The following is a 20,363-nucleotide window of genomic DNA, read 5'->3' on the forward strand; positions in this document are numbered from 1 at the left end:
CCTGACAGAAAGCCCGAAGGATGGAACCGGGCAGGCCGCGCGATGCCGAAGATGGTCTCGGAGCTGCGCAGGTGAAAATTGAGCCTGCGACGGGTGCGCCCGTTACTGCGCTGCGCCGGGTTCTGTGTCCGGCAAAAGGCTGTGCCTGCAAAGGTGCAGCGAAGCAAGGTGGTACCACGAAAGTTACAGGCTCTCGTCCTTGTCCGGCTCAGTCCGGCAGGATGAGGGCTTTTTTCGTCGCTACCAATCAGGAAAGGAAGAGTATCAACCTATGAGTGAGCACAAGACATTCTACATTACCACTCCCATCTACTACCCCAGCGACAAGCTGCACATCGGCCACAGCTATACCACTGTCGCCTGCGACGCACTGGCACGCTTCAAGCGGATGCAGGGCTATGACGTCATGTTCCTGACCGGCACCGACGAGCACGGCCAGAAGATCCAGGACAAGGCCGCCGACGCCGGTGTGACCCCCAAGGAGTATGTGGACAAGATCGTAGCCACCGTCAAGGATCTGTGGAAGCTGCTGGACGTCAGCTACGACCGCTTCATCCGCACCACCGACGACTACCACATGGAGTCCTGCCAGAAAATTTTCACCAAACTGTATGAGCAGGGCGACATCTACAAGGGCGAGTACATCGGCCACTACTGCAAGCCCTGCGAGAGCTTCTGGACCGACAGCCAGCTGGTGGACGGCAAGTGCCCGGACTGCGGCCGCGAAGTGTACGACGCACACGAGGAAGCCTACTTCTTCAAGACCAGCAAGTATGCTGACCGCCTGCTGAAGCTCTACGAGGAGAACCCCCAGTTCATCCAGCCTGAGAGCCGCAAGAACGAGATGATCGCCTTCATCAAGCAGGGCCTGCAGGACACCTGCGTGTCCCGCACCTCCGTGAAGTGGGGCATCCCCGTACCCTTCGACCCCAAGCACACCATGTATGTGTGGGTGGATGCCCTGAGCAACTATATCTCCGCGCTGGGCTACGGCAACGAAAAATATCACGACTACGACAAGTTCTGGCCTGCCGACCTGCACATGGTGGGCAAGGAGATCCTGCGTTTCCACACCATTCTGTGGCCCGCCATGCTGATGGCTCTGGATCTGCCCCTGCCCAAACGGGTGTTCGGCCACGGCTGGCTGCTGATGAACGGCGGCAAGATGTCCAAGTCCGTGGGCAACGTGGTGGACCCTGTGATCCTGTGCGACCGCTACGGCGTGGATGCCATCCGCTACTTCCTGCTGCGTGAGATTCCCTTCGGCAACGATGGCATGTTCACCAACGAAGCCCTGATCACCCGCATCAACAGCGATCTGGCGAACGATTTGGGCAACCTGCTCAGCCGCACGGTCGCCATGTGCGAGAAGTACTTCGGCGGCACCGTGCACAATGTGGCCGGTACCGAAGCCATCGACACCGAGCTGGAGACCATGGTCAACGAGCTGACCGCCAAGGTCACGGCCGACATGGACAGCCTGACCATCCCGCAGGCTCTGATGGAGATCTTTGCGGTGATCCAGCGTGCCAACAAGTACATCGACGAGACCGCTCCCTGGGCACTGGCAAAAGACGAGGCCAACAAGGCCCGTCTGGAGAGCGTGCTGTACCACCTGTGCGAGGCACTGCGCGTGTGCGGCATCCTGCTGAACGCATACCTGCCCACCACTGCACCCAAGATGATGGAACAGCTGGGTCTGGACGCATCTGCTCTGGACCTGACCAAGACCACCTACGGCGCACAGGAGACCTATACCGTGCACAAGGGCGAGGCACTGTTCCCCCGCATCGATGTGGCAAAGGAAATTGCCCACCTGAAGGAAGAGGACGAGAAGCGCAAGGCCGCTGCCGAAGCTGCCAACAAGGCCAAGGCTGAAGCGGAGAAGAAGGCTGCCACCCCCGCTGAAGAGAGCACCGTGGACTTTACCCACGAGGAAGAGATCGACTTTGACACCTTCTGCAAGGTGGAACTGCGCGTGGCCGAAGTGCGCGCCTGCGAGAACCTGAAGGAAAGCAAGAAGCTGCTGCACCTGACCGTGTTTGACGGCGAGCGGGAGCGCTGCATCCTTTCCGGCATTGCAAAATGGTTCAAGCCGGAAGACCTGATCGGTAAGAAGATCGGCATTGTGTGCAATCTGGCACCTCGCCCCATGATGAAGGGCAAGTATGTCAGCGAGGGCATGATCTTTGCTGCTGATACCGCCGACGGCGGCTGCTCCATCGCTTTCTACGGCGACGACACCCCCGTAGGCAGCCGCATCCACTGAGCCATGGAAACTGTAAAGCTTTCCCGTGCCGAAAGGCTGGATAAAATTTTCGGCACGCCGGTGTTTGCCGTGCTGCTGGCCATTTTCTGCAATGTACTGTGGGGTTCGGCGTTCCCGTTCATCAAGCTGGGCTACCGGCTGTTCGCCATTGATTCCAGCAGCACCGCGTCCATTTTCTGCTTTGCCGGTGTGCGGTTCATGCTGGGCAGCTTTCTGGTGCTTCTGGGCAGTGTGCTGCTGCAAAGCCGCCTGCCCAAGTTCCCCCGCGGCAAAGTGGCAGCGGAGTGCTGTGCTCTGGGCCTGTGGCAGACCACGACCCAGTACGCATTCTATTACATCGCTGTTGCCATGCTCACAGGTGCCTTTGGCGGCATCCTGAACAGCACCCAGAGCTTTCTGGGCGTGATCTTTGCCCACTTCATCTATGGCAATGCCGACCGCATGACCCCTGCCAAAACGCTGGGCTGCGCCGTTGGCTTTGCGGGCGTGCTCATCGGCACGCTGGGCAACCACGGCAGCGGAAGCGGCTGGGGCGTGTTCTGCATGATGGCCGCTACCATCATCTTTACCCTGTCCGGCCCGTGGAACAAATCCGTGACCAAAAAAGCAGACAGCTTTGCCGTCTGCTTCATCAACCTGTTCGTGGGCGGTCTGGCACTGTTCGTGCTGGGCACTGTGCTGGGCGGCAGTCTCCATGTGCAGAGCGCACTGGCGGTGGTGGTCATGCTGTATCTGGCCTTCATCTGCGGGGCAGGCTATGTGCTGTGGGCCCTGCTGATGAAGAACAACCCGGTCAGCCGCATTGCCATCTTTGGCTTCGTAAACCCGGTGGTCAACGTGCTGCTGAGCGCCGTGCTCAACGGCGAGCCCCTGTTCCGCTGGCAGTATCTGGCGGCGCTGGTGTTCGTGTGTGTTGGCATCTGGCTGGTGAACAAGGCCCCCGCCAAAAAGGAGGGCAAATGACCGGCCCCATTTTTGACACCCATGCGCACTACAGTGCCCGCGCTTTTGACGCAGACCGCGATTTCCTGCTGGGCAGCCTGCCCAGCAAGGGCGTGGTGGGCGTGTGTGAACAGGCCACCCACTCCGGGGATGCACCCAAAGTGCTAGAGCTGGCGCACCGCTACCCGTGGGTGGTGGCAGCTGTTGGCATCCACCCGGAAAGCCTGCTGCCCGCTGCCGACTGCGGCGAGGAAGGCCCGGCTCCTACGGTCTCGGTGTACGGCGGGGACTGGGCCGCAGAGATGCGCGCTCTGGCCCCGTATTACGAGGACCCCAAGGTGGTAGCTGTGGGGGAGTGCGGGCTGGACTACCACTGGCCTGTGCCCAAGGATGCCCAGCTGGCCATGTTTGAGGCGCACATCCAGCTGGCGCTGGAACTGGACAAGCCCATCATCGTGCACGACCGCAACGCCCACGCCGACGTTTACGCCCTGCTGAAAAAATACCAGCCCAAGGGCATCGTCCACTGCTATTCCGGCAGTGCCGATGACGCGGTGTGGCTGGCAAAGCAGGGACTGTTCATTGGTTTTGGCGGGGCGTGCACCTTCAAGGGTGCCAAGCGGGCGGCAAAAGCTATCAGCGCCCTGCCACTGGAAAGCATCGTGCTGGAGACCGACTGCCCCTACATGGCACCGGAGCCGGTGCGCGGCACCCGCTGTGACAGCTCCCTCATCCGCTATGTGGGCGAATACATCGCCCAGCTGCGGGGCATCTCTGCCGAAGAGGTGTTCCGCACCACAGCCGAAAATGCCCGCCGGGTATACGGGCTGTGATCCGTTTTTCGCAAGTTGCACAGGTTTTTCTCTGTGCTTCTGTATAAATCAATAATCAAAATCCAAACTGTTATAAGGAGAACCTACCATGAAAGCACGTATTCCTAAGCACCGCGAGTTCATCATCAACTTCCCCGACAGCATCGACCAGAACAAGGCCAACGAGGGCTGGGCAAAGCTGCAGCAGATCGTTGAGGACTACAAGAAGGCCCACAATGGCGCTTCCGTCTACGCCCCCACCTTCATCGAGGACTGCGAGGCCGAGGTGAAGAAGCTGCAGGAAGAGTACGGCTTCGAGTATACGGTCGAATACGTTCAGTAATTTCTGATATTTAAAATCCCCTCTGTGCATCTGTGCAGGGGGGATTTGCTGTTTCAGGGGGAACCGCTTTTCCCTACGGCGCACTTCCCCGCAAAAATACAGCCCCGGCAGACTGCATGGTCTGTCGGGGCTGTGCTTTTCTGTCCGGGTCACTTTTCCACTTTACTCAGCAGGATGCGGTCGTTATCCAGATTCTTGCCTGCATTCTCGCGGAACTTTTCAAGCAGGTCGTCCACAGTCATCCGGCTGCGTTCCTCGCCCTTCACGTCAAAGACGATGCGGCCGGAATCCATCATCAGGGTGCGGTTGCCCAGCTCCAGTGCCTGATGCATATTGTGGGTGACCATCAGGCAGGTGATCTTCTTTTCGGCCACGATGCTCTTGGTCAGCTCCAGCACCTTTTCGGCGGTGGCGGGGTCCAGTGCGGCGGTATGCTCGTCCAGCAGCAGCAGCTTGGGGGTGACGAGCGTTGCCATGAGCAGGGTCAGCGCCTGCCGCTGGCCGCCGGAAAGCAGTCCCACCGGCTGCTTCATGCGGTCCTCAAGGCCCATATCCAGCAGCGCCAGCTTTTCGCGGAACACTTCCTTGTCCTTGCGGGAGATGCGGGAGAAGATGGCGTGGGGCGCGGTGCCGGCACGCAGATAGGCCAGTGCAAGGTTTTCCTCAATGGTCATGTTGGGTGCCGTGCCCTTGAGCGGGTCCTGAAACAGGTGGCCAATGACCTTGCTGCGCTGGTGCTCCGGCTCAAAGGTGATATCCTGTCCGCCCAGCAGGATGCTGCCCTCGTCTGCGATGAAGCCGCCGGTGATGGCGTTAAACAGGGTGGATTTGCCCGCGCCGTTGGAGCCCACGATGGTGGCAAAGTCCCCTGCTTCCATGTGCAGGCTGACACCGTTCAGGGCCACTTTTTCATTGACCGTGCCGGGGTTGAAGGTCTTGTGCAGATCGTTCAGCTGAAGCATTTCCATCTTACTTTCCCTCCTTGCCGGTAGTTACGCGGCGGCGGCAGGCCCCATGCTTGCGCTGCTCAAAGGCGATTTTTTCCTTGATGGCCGGCATCGAAATGGCGATGGCCACGATGATGGCGGACACCAGCTTCATGGCGGCGGCGGGCACATTGAAGCGCAGGGCCACAGCCACGATAAAACGGTACAGGCAGCTGCCGAACACCACGCCGATGATGCGGCGCGGCATGGTGCGCTTGCCAAGCAATGTCTCGCCGATGATGAGGGAAGCCAGTGCGATGGTCACCATGCCGGTGCCCACATTGATATCGCAGCTCTTCTGATACTGTGCCAGCAGGCCGCCGGAGAGGGCGCACAATGCGCCGGAAACGCACAGGCCCACCGTGATGGTGAAAGCCGGGTTGATGCTGGAAGCGCGCACCATGGCGGCATTATCGCCGGTGGCGCGGATGGACAGGCCCAGACGGGTGCCGAGGAAGCCCAGCATCGCCGCGCCTGCAAGCACGATGATGACCAGCGCGATGGCCAGCTTATACCAGCCGCCAAGGAAGCTCAGCGGGCCTTTTGCCAGCGAGAAAACAGTGTCGGTCTTGACCAGCGACATGGTGGAGGAAAAGCCCATCACGGCCAGATTGATGGTGTAAAGGCCGGTGTTGACGATGATGCCTGCCATGATGCTCTCCACGCCAAGGCGGGTCTGCAGAAAAGCCGTAACAAAGCCGGAGCACACGCCTGCCGCCATAGCTGCAACAAGTGCCAGAATGGGGTGGCCGGTCAAAGCCACCTGACAGGCTACCGCGCAGCCCAATGTGAAGCAGCCGTCGGTGGACAGGTCTGCAATGTTCAGGATGGAATAGCTCAGGAACAGTGCCAGCGCCACCAGGGCATAGATACAGCCCAGTTCCAGCGCCGTCTGTAGGACGTTGAGCGAAAAGATACTCGCCAGCATGTGTGTGCTCCTTTTATGTTTCTTTTTGATTGGACGATTTAAAATGGCCTCCGCTTTTGCTCTGGCCATATTCAGCGGAATTGGGTTTTTATTCGGGATTCAGAAAAGCCTGCGGGCTTTTCTGAATCCCCTTTTCACGAGTAGGGTCGTGACGGAAAGCAGGCTCGCCCTCTCCGTCACCTACGGTGACACCTCTCCCAAAGGGAGAGGCCTTGGCAGAAAGATGAACTTTACGTGGACTGCCAAAGGCTCCCACTTTGGGGGAGCTGGCAAATCCGTAGGATTTGACTGAGAGGGCGAGCCTGCTAACCACGAAGATACCGGACTTATTTAATTTAGCTTCTTGTGATGCGGTGCACTGTGGGCAGCAAAACACTTCCTCAGAACTGCCAAAAGCTCCCCCTTCGGGGGAGCTGGCAAAACCGTCAGGTTTTGACTGAGAGGGTACTTTTTTAAGAGAAGTTCTCTGCGGTGGTCACTTCCACGATCTCGGTGCAGTAGGGCTTGAAGGCTTCCTTCACGGTGTCAAGGTCCAGGCCCAGCGCTTCGCAGGTCTCGGTGTTGATGGTGACGATGCCGTTGTCAAAGGTCTGGTACGGCAGGTCTGCGGTAGTCTTGCCGTCGCAGAGGATCTCCGCCACCATATCGGCAGTGGCTTCGCCCAGCTGGACGTAATCCACGCCGTAGCCCACAAAGGCCCCGTTCAGTGCAAAGCTGTCGGCACCGGTGTAGTGCTGCACGCCTGCCTCGGTAAAGGTCTCGTAGATGGACAGCTCTGCGGTCATCACGGTGTTGTCGGTGGGGGTAAACACGGCCTTGACACCGGCGGCGATCAGAGCCTCAGCTGCCATCTGCACCTCAGCGGTGGTGGTGCCGTTCTTCTCAATGTACTTGATGCCGTTGGCATCACAGAAAGCCTTGGCATCGGCAATGGCCTGGGTGGAGGCATCCTGACTCAGGTCGTACAGCAGGCCAATGGTGTCAATGTCCGGGTTGACAGCGGTAATCAGGTTCATGATGGCCTCGGTGTTCAGTGCGTCGGAGGTGCCGGTGATGTTCTCCTCGCCGTCAAAGCCTGCAGCGGCGGGGTCGGTGACAGCAGAGTAGACAACGGGGATATCGGTATCCTCCACAGCGGCCAGCATGGTTGCAGCGGTGGGGGTAGCCACAGCCACGATCACATCCACGCCGTCCCCTACGAGGTCGGCACCGATCTGGTTCAGGTTGGACTGGTCAGCCTGTGCATTTGCGTAGTAGTCGGCGTAGTCGAAGGTAACGCCCTTCTCAGCGCCCAGCTCATCCAGACGGCTCTCCACAGATTCCACGATCTGGTTGAGGGAAGCATGATCCACATAGTTGACGATGCCCACCTTGAAGGTCTGGCCGCCCTCGGCTGCTGCGGAAGCGGCAGCGGAAGAAGCGGTGGAAGATGCAGCCACGGTGCTGGAAGCGGAGCCGCCGCAGCCGGTGAATGCCAGTGCAGAAACGGCGGAAGCAGCCATAGCGGCCTTGAGGAAGCTGCGGCGGGAGATCATGGTAACGTTTTTCATAATAGCAAACTCCTTTCCCGGAGCGGGCGGCAAAAGTAAAAGACCCGCTCCCCTTGCGGGACGGGTCTTACAAATAAAAACGACCCTGTCCCTGTGTGTTATCCACAAGGACAGGATCGGTAAAGTTCGATTCTGCGGTGCCACCTTGCTTGCCCTGCTTTGCAAACTGCAGAGCCTCTCACGGAGAGCCAACACTCCCCTGTCCTGTAACGGAGACTTCCGTCCAAAGCTACTAAGGCTTGCTGCCCATTTGCCCGGCCCTCGGCGGCCCACGAAGCTCTGCCCCGCTCTCGCCCGTTTTCACTGTCCGGGCTCACTGAAGATGCGCTGTGCAGGTTCTCTTCCGCCTCATCGGTTTGATTGCATTATACACTTTATTGGCATAAAGTCAAGGGGAAATTTCAAAAATTTCTTTTTTCTGCAGCACAAAGTCATTCTTCCGTGCATCAAGCCCGCTTTGTGCGACGCTTGCGCCAGACGAAGTACGCCGTGTACGCCAGCCATACCACAATGCCGCCCAAAGTCAGCGCATGGCTCAGCCGGATGCCGTCGGGCTGGTAGACAAAATCGATGCTGTTTTCACCTGCCGGGCACAGCACAGCCATCAATCCCTCGTCCACCTCCACAATGTCGGCCTCCTGCCCGTTGACATAGGCCGCAAAGCCGTCATCGTAAGGCACGGAGAAGAACACGAGGTTCTCTTTTTCCAGCGTGATCTCGGCGTGGAAGCCCGAATTGTTCATCTTGAACACACTGGCAGCCGTCGCACGGCGCTCGCGGCAGTCCTGCACGTAGGACTCATAGTACAGCTCCTCCCGTCTGCCTTCCGGCAGATGGGTGAGGTACTTGCCGTAGACTGCAGCATCCTCGTCGGTAAGCACCAGTGCACGCATCAGGAGGTTTGCGCGGGTGGCCTTGGCTGTTTCTTCGTACTCGGTCTGGGTGAGGTAATAATCATAGGCAAAGCCCATGGGCACGTAGTTCGTGTTGCGGTAGACCGCATAGCCGTCCTTTGCAAAGGCATATTCCCAGCCGTCGTCGGCTTCGTTTTCAAAGTCGGTCTGCTTTTCCGGCGTGGTGATAAGGTACTCCACACTCAAAAGGCCCCGCAGTGCATAATTGGAAAGCTCCGGCTCACTGCGCACATCCCGCTTGACCCCCAGCGCCGGGTAGAAGCTGAGGATGCTGGGGGCCGCCGTGCTGCCAAAATACTGCAGGCAGCTTTTATCCAGCCACATGCCGATGTTGTCGTGGATCTTGTACGTGTCGATGCGGTAATCGCCTTCGGGCAGGTCGTTTTTCAACAGCAGGGCGCTTGTGTCCTGCTTCACAAGGTCGCTGTCGGTATACCACTGGCCGAACTTGCCAATGCCGATGTGCACCACGCTGAACAGGAAGGCAAACGCCAGCACTGCCGCCGTCATGCGCTGGGCAAAGCGGCTGTCGCCCCGCCACTTCTGGCAGAGATAGCGGTACAGCAGCAGGCCCAGCAGGCCAAAGCCCAGCACCGCACAGTACTGACCGGGGTTCTTGAGCACGCCGAACGACCAGCTGCCCGTGTCGCTGTCCTTTACCGGCACCACCGCAAAGGCTACCGTGGCGATCATCAGCCAGCTGATGCCGCGGGCCGGGCTGTCCAGATCGGTGTTGTGGTCTTCCAGCGCGTTCACGGTCATTGCGGCCAGCACCAGCACCGGCATATAGTACCAGCGCGCATAGTAGCTGGAATTGAGGGCGTAGAACGCACTGTTCAGGATGGGCACCAGTGCGAACACGGCGCAGGTGCCCACGATGCGCTTTTTACTGTCGCCGCACTTTGCTTTCCAGTAGGCCACGGCACCGGCCAGGCTGCACAGCGGCAGATAAGCCGACATGCTGGTCCACTTGATCACGCCCTCCGACCAGATGGATGTGAGATAGGGAGAATCCGGCGGCATGATCCAGCTGACGAGAATTGCAAGGTACTGCTGCACCTTGCTGTAGGTCAGAAAGCCCCAGCCGGAGGAAAGGTCGATGGTGCGCGGGTTCTGCAAAATGGAGAGCACCGCAGGCACCAGCAGGATGCTGCCCATGGCAACGCCCAGCAGGCTTTCAAAGGCCAGCAGTCCGAACTTTTTTGCAGTGAGACGGAAGTCCCTTGTGCTGAACTTGCAGATGAAGTAGATGGCCAGAAACACCACCTGACCGATGAAGAAGAAGTAGTTGTTGACAAGGTTCACCGCCACCCAGAACGCAAACCAGCTGCGGCGGTCGTTGTAAAGGGCCTCGTCCAGCGACCACAGCAGATACGGGAACAGCGCCACCACATCTACAAAGTGGTTGAAGAACACATTGTATACCGTAAAGCCGGAGAAGGTATACAGACAGGCTCCCAGCACGGCGTAGTCGATATTTTTGACGTAGCGGCGCAGATACAGGTACGCACCGCCGCCCGCCACGGCAAACTTGAGCACCAGCAGCGGCACCATGAGGTAGGGCAGCCACCCCTGCGGGAAGAGCAGCGAGAACCAGAAGAACGGCGAGCCGTACAGGTAGAACGAATAGGCGTTCATCACGCCGCTGCCAAGGTCGGTAGCCCATGAGAAGGTATTGTGCACCGAGGTGAACGCACTGTCCGGGTAGCCTGCGCCCTTGATAAAGCCGTTCATATAGCGGTAGAAGCTGATCTGCTGGCTGTTGAAATCGCCTGCATAGTGGAAAAAGCCGCCGTCGATGATATAAAACGGCAGAAAGAACAGGGCCGCCGTGAGGGCACACAGGCCCACCGTCAGCCAGAATTTATCCTTTTTTTGTCCCAGCAGCTGCGGCTGCCGGGCAGTACCAGACCGCTCCATGGTTTCCTCTTTTCTCTGCCAAAGCGGCAGAAAGTTGGTTTATTTTAGTATAGCACGAACACTGCGCAGAAAAAAGGGCTTGACAACGCTCTGCCGGACAGGTATGTTGGAGAAAAAAGGAGGAAGCTGCCATGCTGTACCCGTTCAGCGCCCTGCTGGCGCGCATGAAATACATTACCCGCTGGAGCCTGATGCACTCCACCCGGGCCGAATCTCTCAGCGAGCACACCTGCGATACCGCCCTGCTGGCCCACATGCTTTGCCTGATCGCGCGGCGGTACACCGGCACGCCCTGCCGCCCCAAAACGGTAGCAGTGGCGGCGCTGTACCACGACGCGCCGGAGATCATTACCGGCGACATGCCCACACCGGTCAAGTACAGCAGCCCCACCCTGCGGGATGCCTACAAGGCATTGGAAACCGAGAGCGTGCGCTGCATGACCGGCCTTCTGCCGGACGAGTTGAGCGAAGAGCTGTCCCCGTTCATCTCCGGGGAACTGCTCACCGCCGAGGAAAAGCGCCTGCTGAAGGCCGCCGACCGGCTGAGCGCCCTCATCAAATGCATGGAGGAGCAGCGCAGCGGCAACCATGAGTTTGACGCGGCGCTGGCCCAGCAGAAAGCGGCCCTGCAGGCCATGCACTGCCCGGAAGCCGACTGGTTCATAGAGCACTGTCTGCCCTGTTACACCCAGAATCTGGATGAGCTGACCCGGCAGCAGTAATATTTCCCTTACGGAAACGGCACCTCGCGCACGTCGTCCGGATCGATGCCCGCTTTGCGCTGCTCTTCAAAAACAGCATCGATCAGCTCGTCCAGATCTTCCAGATGGGTCAGGGTGCAGCAGTAGCGGCGCAGATTGGCCGCACCTTTCAGCCCCTTCATATAGTGCATGGTCTGAGAGCGGGCCTGCGGCATGGCGACGAACTCGCCCTTCTGCTCCACCATTTCCTCCACCTGACGGCGCAGCGCATTCATGCGGGCCTGCAGGTTGGGTGCCTTGGGTGCGGGCAGGCCTTCAATGGCGGCGTTCACCCGCTCAAAGAGCCACGGGTCGCCCAGCGCGCCCCGGGCGATCATCACACCGTCACATCCGGTGGCCTGCATCATCCACACAGCATCCTCAGCCGAGTGGATGTCGCCGTTGCCCAGCACCGGCACTTTGACGGCATCCTTCACCCGGGCAATGATCTCCGGATCGATGCCCGGGGTGTACATCTGCTCCCGGGTGCGGGCGTGCACCGCAATGAGGGCTGCGCCGGCCTGCTCACAGGCCTTGGCACACTCCACTGCGGTAATGTGGTCCGCATCCCAGCCCTTGCGCATTTTCACGGTGACAGGCCGTTTTGTATTTGCCACAACCTGCTCCACGATGCGGCCGCAGCGGTCCGGGTCCAGCATCAGCTTGCTGCCTGCGCCGCCGGAAACGATCTTGGGGGCCGGGCAGCCCATGTTGATATCCACAAAGTCGAACTCGTACTGTTCGATGGCGGCGGTGGCTTCGCCCATGATCTCGGGCACTTCGCCAAAGATCTGCACGCCATAGGGTGCACCGTTGGGTTCGGCCTTGAGCAGGCTCACCGTCTTGTGGTCGCCGTACACTAGCGCCCGGCTGGACACCATTTCGCTCACAGTAAAGCCTGCACCGTGCTGGGCCATCAGGCGGCGGCAGGGTGCATCCGTAAAGCCCGCCATCGGGCCGAACACCGCCCGGTGGGGCAGGATGATATTGCCGATCTTCAAAGGTTCCATAGGTTTCCTCAAATCTGATTGATTTAAAAAGGCTCCTCCACCGGGAGGAGCCTTTTTTGTTATTTCGGGCAGCGGCTTCGCCCTCTCCGTCATTGCTTACGCAATGCCACCTCCCCCAAAGTGGGAGGCTTTGGCAGTCCATAGAAAGTTTCTGGTTTCACCAGAGGCTCTCCCTTTGGGAGAGCTGTCTGCAAAGCAGACTGAGAGGGCGAGCCCGTTCGCCTTTACATCTTCTCCGGCACGTTGATCTTGAACATGGTCAGCACGTTGAAGATGACGTTCTTCACGCCGATGCACAGGGCCAGACGTGCCTGCTGCACAGCCGGGTCTGCACCCTGAATGCGGCAGCTGCCGTAGAAGCGGTGGAAGGCGCTGGCCAGATCAATGACAAAGCGGTTGATGCGGCTGGGGTCGTACTTTTCTGCCGCCATGACGATCTCCTGCGGGAAGGCTGCCAGCATCCGGATCAGATCCATCTCGGAAGGCTCGGTGAGCAGGGTGGCATCTACCTTCTCGGCACCGGCAAACTGCACGCCCTCGCTCTCCATCTTTTTCAGAATGGAGCAGATGCGGGCATGGGCATACTGCACATAGTACACGGGGTTATCGTTGTCGGTCTTGACAGCCTGATCGAGGTCAAAATCGATGCCGCTGCCTGCGTCGTGCATATTGAACAGGAAGCGTGCGCTGTCGATGGGCACCTCTTCCAGCAGGTCGGTCAGGGTGATGGCATTGCCGGTGCGCTTGGACATCCGCACAGGCTGGCCGTCGCGCATCAGGTTGACCATCTGCATCAGCACAACGTCCAGATCTTCGCCGTTCAGGCCGATGGCATCCATGGCACCCTTCATGCGGGCCACATGGCCGTGATGGTCTGCACCCCAGACATCGATGGCCTTGGCAAAGCCGCGGGTGGCCAGCTTATTGTAGTGGTAGGCGATATCGGCGGCAAAGTAGGTGGGGATGCCGTTGGCACGGACGAGCACTTCGTCCTTGGCTTCCTCCTCGGTTCCGTCCTCGGTCTTTTTCTTGTTCACCGTGCCGTACTTGGCAGCGTACTGGGCGCTGCGGTACATGATGGCACCGTCCTCTGCCTTATAGCATGCGCCCAGCTCCAGCAGCTTATCCACCACGGCCATCACCGCGCCGGACTCGTGCAGGGTGCTCTCATGGAACCACACATCGTAGTCGATGCGGTACTTGCCCAGATCGCGCTTGAGGGCAGCAATGTTCTTGGGCAGAGCGTAGGCCACCAGTGCGTCCTTCAGGGCGGCAAAAGCCTCGCTCTCGAACAGAGTCTCCTCGTCCATTCCCTTGCAGGCGGCAACGTACTTGTCGCCGTTCAGCTCGGCAAACTCACCGGCCAGCACCTTGATGTCGCCGCCCTGATAGCACTCGGCGGGCAGCGGATAGGCTTCCTCGCCGCAGTACTTCTGCAGGTAGCGCACAGCAAGGCTCTTGCCGAACTTCTGGATCTGGTTGCCGGCATCGTTGATATAGAACTCACGGGTCACATCGTAGCCGGACCAGTCCAGCACAGCGGACAGACAGTCGCCCAAAGCGCCGCCGCGGGCGTTGCCCATGTGCATGGGGCCGGTGGGGTTGGCGGAAACGAATTCCACATTGTACTTGGCGCCCTTGCCGTGATCGGTGCGGCCATACTCCTTGTTGGAGCAGGCACCCAGCACCACACTGGCCCAGAAGGACGGAGCCAAAAACAGGTTGATGAAGCCGGGGCCAGCCACTTCCACCTTGGCAAACACACTGTTCTCGATGGAGGGCAGATGTGCCAGCAGCGCATCGGCGATCATCTTGGGAGCCTTGCGCCAGCTGCGTGCACCGGCCATGGCGATGTTGGAGGCGATATCGCCGTTCTTGGTATCGGCGGGGATCTCCACGATGAAGGCGGGCAGCTCAGCTTCCGGCAGAGCACCATCGGCCATGGCGGCCTTGGCGGCAGCGGTCAGCAGAGCGCGTGCCTCGTCCAGCGCAGCCTGACGGGGGTTATAGTTCTGGTAGATCTTTTCAAATTCAGTCATTGGTCTGGTTCCTTTCACAGTCTGGGAAATATCTCAGTTTACGTGGGTCACGGTCACTTCAAGGCGGTTGCGGCTCACAAGCTCGGCGCTGTTGGCATCCAGCAGGTAGCCGAACCTTGCGGTGCCGCCCTTCTCGGTCAGGCCGCACTCGATCTCGTCGGCGGTCACGCCCAGCGTCATGGAGCCGTAGCCTGTCTCGTAGTGGCAGAGGTTGCGCTTGCCTTTTTCGATCAGCAGCTGGGTGCCGGCCCCGCCGCCCTTGCCAAACCGCAGCATCGCCACGCGGCTGCCGTCGGCGGCAATTTTCAGGGTGGTGGTGCAGCCCTCATAGCCGGTGGTCTCGGTCTCTTTATAGGTAATGTAGTAGCTGCCGCCCTTCTGCACGAACTGGCCGCGGGTCATCAGCTCCACAAACTCTTCCTTTTCTTCCTTCTCCACAGGCTCTTTCACATGCTGCTCAATGCGGCTCTTGATGCGGATGATATAATCTTCCTTCAGCGGTTTGCTCACGTTTTTCTGTCCTTATCAATATTTATCAATGGCGATCTGATCCACCGGGCCGCCCTTGTACTCGCCCAGGAACAGGTCTGCCGTCTGCACAAAGCTGTCCGGCACATCGCTCACATAAAAGTGCGCCTGACCCTCGTGCTCCTGTGCAGCGCGCAGGCCGCGCTCGGAGAGCATCTGTTCCAGATGGTGGGCGGCGGTCTTGGCCGGGTCCACCAGCGTCACGCTCTGGCCCATGAACTCGCCGATCATGGTCTTGAGCAGCGGGTAGTGGGTGCAGCCCAAAATCAGGGTGTCCACACCGGCTTCACGCACCTCGGTCAGGTACTGAGCGATCACCAGCTTCGTCACCTGCTGTCGGCTCTCCTCGCTGTGGTCCACGTAACCGGCCTCCACCAGCGGCACAAACAGCGGGCAGGCCCGGGCGGTGATCTCCACCCCCGGTACCAGCTGACGCAGCAGCTTTTCGTAGCTGCGGGAGCGGATGGTGGCAGCGGTGCCGATCACGCCGATGCGGCGGTTGCGGGTAGCAAAGGCTGCCTCCCGGGCAGCGGCATCCACCACGCCCAGATAGGGCACCGGCAGCTTTGCCGCTTCTGCAGCCGAGTAGGTGCTGGACACGGTGCCGCAGGCCGCCATGATGCACTTTACGTTTTTAGAAAGCAGGAATGCCACGTCCTGACGGGCATACTGCAGGATGGTCTCCGGGCTGCGGCTGCCATAAGGCACGCGGCCGGTATCGCCAAAATAGATGATCTCCTCGTGGGGCAGGCGCTTGCGCAGCTCCCGCACACCGGTCAGGCCGCCAAGGCCGCTGTCGAATACGCCGATCGGGCGGTTATCCATGCTGCTTTTCCTTCCTTTCCAGCGCCAGCGCGATCAGCCGGTCGATGAGCTGCGGCACCGGCAGGCCCTCGTGCTCCATCAGCTTGGGGTACATGCTGATGGACGTGAAGCCCGGGAAGGTGTTGATTTCGTTGATCAGCACCCGGCCAGTACCCTTTTCCACAAAGAAATCGCAGCGGGCAAGGCCCTCGCAATTCAGGGCAGTGTAGGCCATGGCGGCGTAGGTCTTCACCTCGTCCAGCTTTGCTTCCGGCAGGTGAGCCGGGATGACGGTCTGGCTCACGCCGTTCTTGTACTTGTCGTCGTAGGTATAGAACTCGGCACCGGCAAGGATCTCGCCCGGACGGGTCGCCACGGCGGGGTCGGAGCCGATCACGGCGCACTCCACTTCCTGTCCATCCACAAAGGCTTCAAACACCACCTTGCGGTCGTTTTCCAATGCAAGGTCGATGGCCTTTTTCAGCTCGTCACGGCTGGACACCTTGGAGATGCCCACGCTGGAACCGGCGTTTGCGGGTTTGACGAACACAGGCCAGCCCAGCTTCTTTTCCACACCCTCGCACACGCCTTCCAGATCGGACTCGATCTCCCAGCGGTCGGCAGCCAGCCATCTGGTGTGGGGCACACCGTTGGCCTCGAACAGAGCATTGGCCACGGCTTTGTCCATGCACACCGCGCTTGCCAGCACGCCGCAGCCCACGTAGGGGATGCCGGCCAGCTCCAGCAAGCCCTGCACCGTGCCATCCTCGCCCCACAGGCCGTGCAGCACCGGGATGACCACATCCACATGCACTTTTTCCACATGGCCTTCCGGGGTGAACAGGATCATGCCGTGGTCGGCGCGGTCCGGACTGATGACGCAGGCCATATTGCCTGCCAGCTCTTCCCAGCTGCCATCGGCCATCTGGGCGGCCGTGGCCTCGGTGTACAACCAGCGGCCCTCCTTGGTGATGCCCACAGTGAGCACCTCATATTTTTCACGGTCAATGTTGTTGACGAAGTTGCCCACAGAAACGCGGCTGACCTCGTGCTCGCTGGACATACCGCCGAACAGCAGCACAACGCACATTTTTTCAGACTGCATGATAACTCTCTCCTATTTATAAAGCCCAAGACCTGGAAGCCCAAGACCTGGGTGGGATATAACCGGTAAAAATGCCGTTCTGGCTTATTATACAATATCTATGCGCGCGATGCAAGCAGAATGCCAAAAAGCTGCCGGTGGGTAAAAGAGATATTTTTCAAAAAAACTTTCCAAAAATCGAAGATTTCCGCTTGACGGATGGAAAAGTGCGTGGTACAATGATATCACCTCTTTTGCGGGGTTATTAAGTGCGCCTGTTTTACAGGTACCACCCGCAACCCGAGGGAGGTTCAAAACAACCGTTATAATGGAGGTGTCAACAAATGACCGTTAAAATCACTCTGGCCTGCACCGAGTGCAAGCAGCGCAACTACAACACCACGAAGAACAAGAAGAACAACCCCGATCGTCTCGAGATGAAGAAGTATTGCCGTTTCTGCAAGAAGCACACCGTTCATCGCGAAACCAAGTAAGAAAGGCGGACGCATCATGGCAGACAAAACCGAGAACAAGCCGGGCTTTGTGGCCAGAGCAAAGGCCGCTGTGAAGAACTTCTTTGGCAAGTGTGCCAAGTTCTTCCGCGACACCAAGAGCGAGCTGAAGAAGGTGGTGTGGCCGTCCAAAGAGGACGTTAAGACCAACACCATCGTCGTGCTCGTGACCGTCGCCATCGCAGCGGTCGTGATGATCTTGCTGGATGCCATCTTCGGCGGCATTCTGGGCCTGATCATCGGCGCCTGAGAATCATCTTGAAACGGAGGGCAGACCAAAATGGAAGAACAATCCAATGAGGCACTTTGGTATGTAGTGCATACCTATTCCGGCTATGAGAACAAGGTCGCGAATGACCTGCAGACCATGGTGGAGAACCGTCACCTGCAGGATCTGATCTGCGATATTAAAGTTCCCGTCGAGATGGTTCCCGAAATTGACAAGAACGGCAAGCAGAAGATGGTGGAGCACAAGCTCTTCCCCGGCTACGTTCTGGTCAAAATGGTGATGAACGACGATACCTGGTACGTGGTGCGCAATACGCGCGGCTGCACCGGCTTCGTCGGCCCCGCATCCAAGCCCGTTCCCCTCTCTGCTGAAGAAGTAGAGAAGATGGGCGTGGAAAAGGCTGCACCTCTGGCAGTCGACTTCAACGTCGGCGACACCGTGCAGATCACCGCCGGTCCTCTGGAAGGCTTTATGGGCCTTGTGGAGGAGATCGATACCGAGAACTTCAAAGTGAAGCTCAAGGTCAACATGTTCGGCCGCGAGACCCCCGCAGAGGTGGAGATCGGTCAGGTCGAGCTGCCGTAACCAACCGGCACAAATCGTTTACCAAGGTAAGACCGCAGTGCGGTTCTTATAGAGCGTGTGCACTGTGCACATGCTCGTGGGAGGCACGGAGACACCGTGCCGCAACTCACCACAGATTTTTGGAGGTGCATTTATTATGGCACAGAAAGTTACTGGCTACATTAAGCTGCAGATCGAGGCCGGCAAGGCAACTCCGGCTCCCCCTGTTGGCCCTGCTCTGGGTCAGAAGGGTGTCAACATCATGGCATTCACCAAGGAGTTCAACGAGCGTACCAAGAACCAGATGGGTTATGTGATCCCCGTCGTCATCACTGTGTATGCTGACCGCTCCTTCAGCTTCATCACCAAGACTCCTCCGGCAGCCGTTCTGATCAAGAAGGCAGCTGGCATCAACACCGCTTCCGGCAAGCCCAACAAGGAAAAGGTCGCTTCTCTGACCGCCGCTCAGGTGGAAGAGATCGCCAAGACCAAGATGCCCGACCTGAACGCTGCTTCTCTGGAAGCTGCATGCAGCATGGTTCGCGGCACCTGCCGTTCCATGGGTGTCACCGTCGAGGGCTGAGACATAAACAGTGGGAGGGCATAAAACTGCCCGCATGACCACACAGGAGGATATACAATGAAACATGGCAAGCACTATGTCGACGCTGCGAAGCTGGTCGATTCTACTAAGGCATATGATGTGAACGAGGCTCTGGAGCTGGCTTGCAAGACCGCTTCTGCCAAGTTCGACGAGACCGTTGAGCTGCACGTCCGTCTGGGCGTTGACGGCCGTCACGCTGACCAGCAGGTCCGCGGCGCTGTCGTTCTGCCCAACGGCACCGGCAAGACCGTCCGCGTCTGCGCGATCGCCAAGGGTCCCGCAGCTGCCGCTGCTGAGGCTGCTGGCGCTGATATCGTCGGTGATGACGAGCTGATCGCAAAGATCGCCGGCGGCTTCATGGATTTCGACGTTGTCGTGACCACTCCCGATATGATGGGCCGCGTTGGCCGTCTCGGTAAGGTCCTGGGCCCCCGCGGCCTGATGCCGAACCCCAAGGCTGGTACCGTTGCTCCCGACCTGGGCAAGGCTGTTTCCGAGGCCAAGGCTGGTAAGATCGAGTACCGTCTGGACAAGCAGAACATCATCCATGTGCCCGTGGGCAAGGCTTCTTTCGGTGCAGAGAAGCTGTACACCAACCTGGACACTGTGATGGAGGCTATTGCCAAGGCAAAGCCCGCTGCAGCAAAGGGTACCTACTTCAAGAGCGCTACCATCGCCACCACCATGGGCCCTGGCATCCGTCTGAACACCCTGAAGTACGGTGTCTGATTTGAAGTTCTGATCGTTTTTCTGCCGTTCGTATGGGCGGCAGAAAAATTTTGTCAGAAAACTTCAAAAAAGACTTGACAACTCCGCACGTTTGCGGTAAAATAATTATGCTGTTTTTGAGACAGCAGGTACTGGAGTCCAGTGTAAGGCTATGCCGCCTGCCGAGAAACGTGCGTAAAGTTGTTTTATGCCTCTTTCTCGACCAAGTGCGGGAAAGAGGCTTTTTTCATACTTGCTCCGGTTTTCGATACAAGTTTTTGAAACGAGGTGAAACCGAATGCCCAGTGCAAAGATTCTTTCTGAAAAGCAGGCTTATGTCGCTGATCTGAAGGCAAAGTTTGAGAGTGCGGTTTCCGGCTGCGTCGTCGCTTACGGCGGCATTAACGTCGAGAACGACACCAAGCTCCGTAAGGAGCTGCGTGAGGCAGGCGTCGATTACATGGTCGTGAAGAACACCATGCTGCGTCTGGCTGTCAAGGGTACCTCTCTGGAGGGCCTGGCTGAGCAGTTCAAGGGCGATACCGCTATCGCTTTTGCTCACGAAGCGGATCCCATGTCCGCTGCCCGCATCCTGTGCAAGTATCAGGATGGCGATAAGTCCAAGAAGTTCGTCGTGAAGGCTGGCTTCATGGAAGGCAAGGTCATGGACGCTGCCGAGACCAACGCAATCGCAAAGCTGCCCAACCGCGAAGGCATGCTGTCCATGTTCGCAGGCGCCCTCACCAGCACTCTGTCTGGTCTGGCCGTTGCAATGCAGGCTTATGCCGACAAGCAGGAGGAGCCTGCAGCCTGATTGCTGCATGACCGCTGCTTAAACAAAACAAGAAACTAACAAACAAAACCATTGATATTGGAG

20 protein-coding genes and 1 other annotated feature (1 of these 21 only partly in view) are annotated in these 20,363 nt (G+C 58.7%); of the genes, 11 read left to right on the forward strand and 9 right to left on the reverse strand.

From position 1 onward, the window contains the following. Positions 1–204: a binding site (T-box leader), on the forward strand (it extends 37 nt beyond the left edge of the window). 67 nt (positions 205–271) lie between these two features. The 4 genes from metG (at position 272) to DXA66_RS01760 (ending at position 4,366) form a co-directional block, all read left to right on the forward strand. Further along, positions 272–2,269, forward strand: coding sequence for a methionine--tRNA ligase (gene metG / locus DXA66_RS01745; protein WP_118526434.1), 1,998 nt, complete (start codon positions 272–274; stop codon positions 2,267–2,269). Positions 2,270–2,272: 3 nt separating this feature from the next. Further along, positions 2,273–3,232 (forward strand): DMT family transporter, encoded by a 960-nt coding sequence (locus DXA66_RS01750; RefSeq protein ID WP_118526436.1) that lies wholly within the window; start codon positions 2,273–2,275, stop codon positions 3,230–3,232. After that, complete coding sequence (locus DXA66_RS01755) at positions 3,229–4,044, forward strand: TatD family hydrolase (protein WP_118526438.1); 816 nt, start codon at positions 3,229–3,231, stop codon at positions 4,042–4,044. Before DXA66_RS01750 ends, DXA66_RS01755 begins: the two co-directional genes overlap by 4 nt. Before the next feature lie 88 nt (positions 4,045–4,132). Then, a complete protein-coding gene (locus DXA66_RS01760; protein WP_005944505.1) occupies positions 4,133–4,366 on the forward strand; it encodes a hypothetical protein in 234 nt (77 codons plus the stop codon). Between the two features lie 149 nt (positions 4,367–4,515). Here the strand turns inward: DXA66_RS01760 and DXA66_RS01765 are convergent, their stop codons facing one another. The 4 genes from DXA66_RS01765 to DXA66_RS01785 all read right to left on the reverse strand — a co-directional run bounded on the left by DXA66_RS01765 (position 4,516) and on the right by DXA66_RS01785 (position 10,664). Then, positions 4,516–5,328 carry an ABC transporter ATP-binding protein gene (locus DXA66_RS01765; protein WP_044954088.1) on the reverse strand — a complete coding sequence of 271 codons (813 nt, stop codon included), beginning with the start codon at positions 5,326–5,328 and terminating at the stop codon, positions 4,516–4,518. 7 nt (positions 5,329–5,335) lie between these two features. After that, positions 5,336–6,280 carry an ABC transporter permease gene (locus DXA66_RS01770; protein ID WP_118526440.1) on the reverse strand — a complete coding sequence of 315 codons (945 nt, stop codon included), beginning with the start codon at positions 6,278–6,280 and terminating at the stop codon, positions 5,336–5,338. A gap of 452 nt (positions 6,281–6,732) precedes the next feature. Continuing rightward, the gene (locus DXA66_RS01780) at positions 6,733–7,830 is read right to left on the reverse strand and encodes an ABC transporter substrate-binding protein (RefSeq protein ID WP_118526444.1); all 1,098 of its coding nucleotides are present in this window, start codon (positions 7,828–7,830) and stop codon (positions 6,733–6,735) included. A gap of 446 nt (positions 7,831–8,276) precedes the next feature. Next, a complete protein-coding gene (locus DXA66_RS01785) occupies positions 8,277–10,664 on the reverse strand; it encodes a YfhO family protein (protein WP_118526446.1) in 2,388 nt (795 codons plus the stop codon). A gap of 131 nt (positions 10,665–10,795) precedes the next feature. Between DXA66_RS01785 and yfbR the strand changes: the two genes are divergently transcribed. Next, the gene (yfbR, locus tag DXA66_RS01790) at positions 10,796–11,386 is read left to right on the forward strand and encodes a 5'-deoxynucleotidase (RefSeq protein ID WP_118526448.1); all 591 of its coding nucleotides are present in this window, start codon (positions 10,796–10,798) and stop codon (positions 11,384–11,386) included. An 8-nt stretch (positions 11,387–11,394) separates the two neighbouring features. Here yfbR and dusB read toward each other — a convergent pair whose 3' ends face one another. The 5 genes from dusB to DXA66_RS01820 form a co-directional block, all read right to left on the reverse strand. Next, a complete protein-coding gene (gene dusB / locus DXA66_RS01795) occupies positions 11,395–12,414 on the reverse strand; it encodes a tRNA dihydrouridine synthase DusB (RefSeq protein WP_097776466.1) in 1,020 nt (339 codons plus the stop codon). Positions 12,415–12,638: 224 nt separating this feature from the next. Beyond that, the gene (gene argS / locus DXA66_RS01805) at positions 12,639–14,453 is read right to left on the reverse strand and encodes an arginine--tRNA ligase (protein ID WP_118526452.1); all 1,815 of its coding nucleotides are present in this window, start codon (positions 14,451–14,453) and stop codon (positions 12,639–12,641) included. Between the two features lie 33 nt (positions 14,454–14,486). After that, on the reverse strand, positions 14,487–14,963 hold the full coding sequence (locus tag DXA66_RS01810; RefSeq protein WP_118526454.1) for a DUF1934 domain-containing protein: 477 nt from the start codon (positions 14,961–14,963) through the stop codon (positions 14,487–14,489). 15 nt (positions 14,964–14,978) lie between these two features. Beyond that, positions 14,979–15,806, reverse strand: coding sequence for a glutamate racemase (gene murI, locus DXA66_RS01815; RefSeq protein ID WP_118526456.1), 828 nt, complete (start codon positions 15,804–15,806; stop codon positions 14,979–14,981). Further along, complete coding sequence (locus DXA66_RS01820) at positions 15,799–16,890, reverse strand: D-alanine--D-alanine ligase family protein (RefSeq protein WP_097775185.1); 1,092 nt, start codon at positions 16,888–16,890, stop codon at positions 15,799–15,801. The genes murI and DXA66_RS01820 overlap by 8 nt, the downstream gene beginning before the upstream one ends. A gap of 323 nt (positions 16,891–17,213) precedes the next feature. Between DXA66_RS01820 and rpmG the strand changes: the two genes are divergently transcribed. The 6 genes from rpmG (at position 17,214) to rplJ (ending at position 20,300) form a co-directional block, all read left to right on the forward strand. Then, the gene (gene rpmG / locus DXA66_RS01825) at positions 17,214–17,363 is read left to right on the forward strand and encodes a 50S ribosomal protein L33 (protein WP_005920501.1); all 150 of its coding nucleotides are present in this window, start codon (positions 17,214–17,216) and stop codon (positions 17,361–17,363) included. A 16-nt stretch (positions 17,364–17,379) separates the two neighbouring features. After that, entirely contained in the window at positions 17,380–17,631 is a 252-nt protein-coding gene (gene secE / locus DXA66_RS01830; protein WP_097776462.1) for a preprotein translocase subunit SecE, read from the forward strand. 30 nt (positions 17,632–17,661) lie between these two features. Further along, on the forward strand, positions 17,662–18,195 hold the full coding sequence (nusG, locus tag DXA66_RS01835; RefSeq protein ID WP_005944521.1) for a transcription termination/antitermination protein NusG: 534 nt from the start codon (positions 17,662–17,664) through the stop codon (positions 18,193–18,195). Positions 18,196–18,331: 136 nt separating this feature from the next. Next, positions 18,332–18,757, forward strand: a complete 426-nt coding sequence (gene rplK, locus DXA66_RS01840; RefSeq protein ID WP_005920496.1) for a 50S ribosomal protein L11 — start codon at positions 18,332–18,334, stop codon at positions 18,755–18,757. Between the two features lie 57 nt (positions 18,758–18,814). Continuing rightward, positions 18,815–19,507 carry a 50S ribosomal protein L1 gene (gene rplA, locus DXA66_RS01845; RefSeq protein WP_005920494.1) on the forward strand — a complete coding sequence of 231 codons (693 nt, stop codon included), beginning with the start codon at positions 18,815–18,817 and terminating at the stop codon, positions 19,505–19,507. Positions 19,508–19,784: 277 nt separating this feature from the next. Further along, positions 19,785–20,300 (forward strand): 50S ribosomal protein L10, encoded by a 516-nt coding sequence (rplJ, locus tag DXA66_RS01850; RefSeq protein WP_005944524.1) that lies wholly within the window; start codon positions 19,785–19,787, stop codon positions 20,298–20,300. Positions 20,301–20,363: the final 63 nt, after the last annotated feature.

The sequence above is a fragment of the Faecalibacterium sp. OF03-6AC genome (assembly GCF_003478175.1).
GTDB classification, from domain to species: Bacteria; Bacillota; Clostridia; order Oscillospirales; family Ruminococcaceae; genus Faecalibacterium; species Faecalibacterium taiwanense.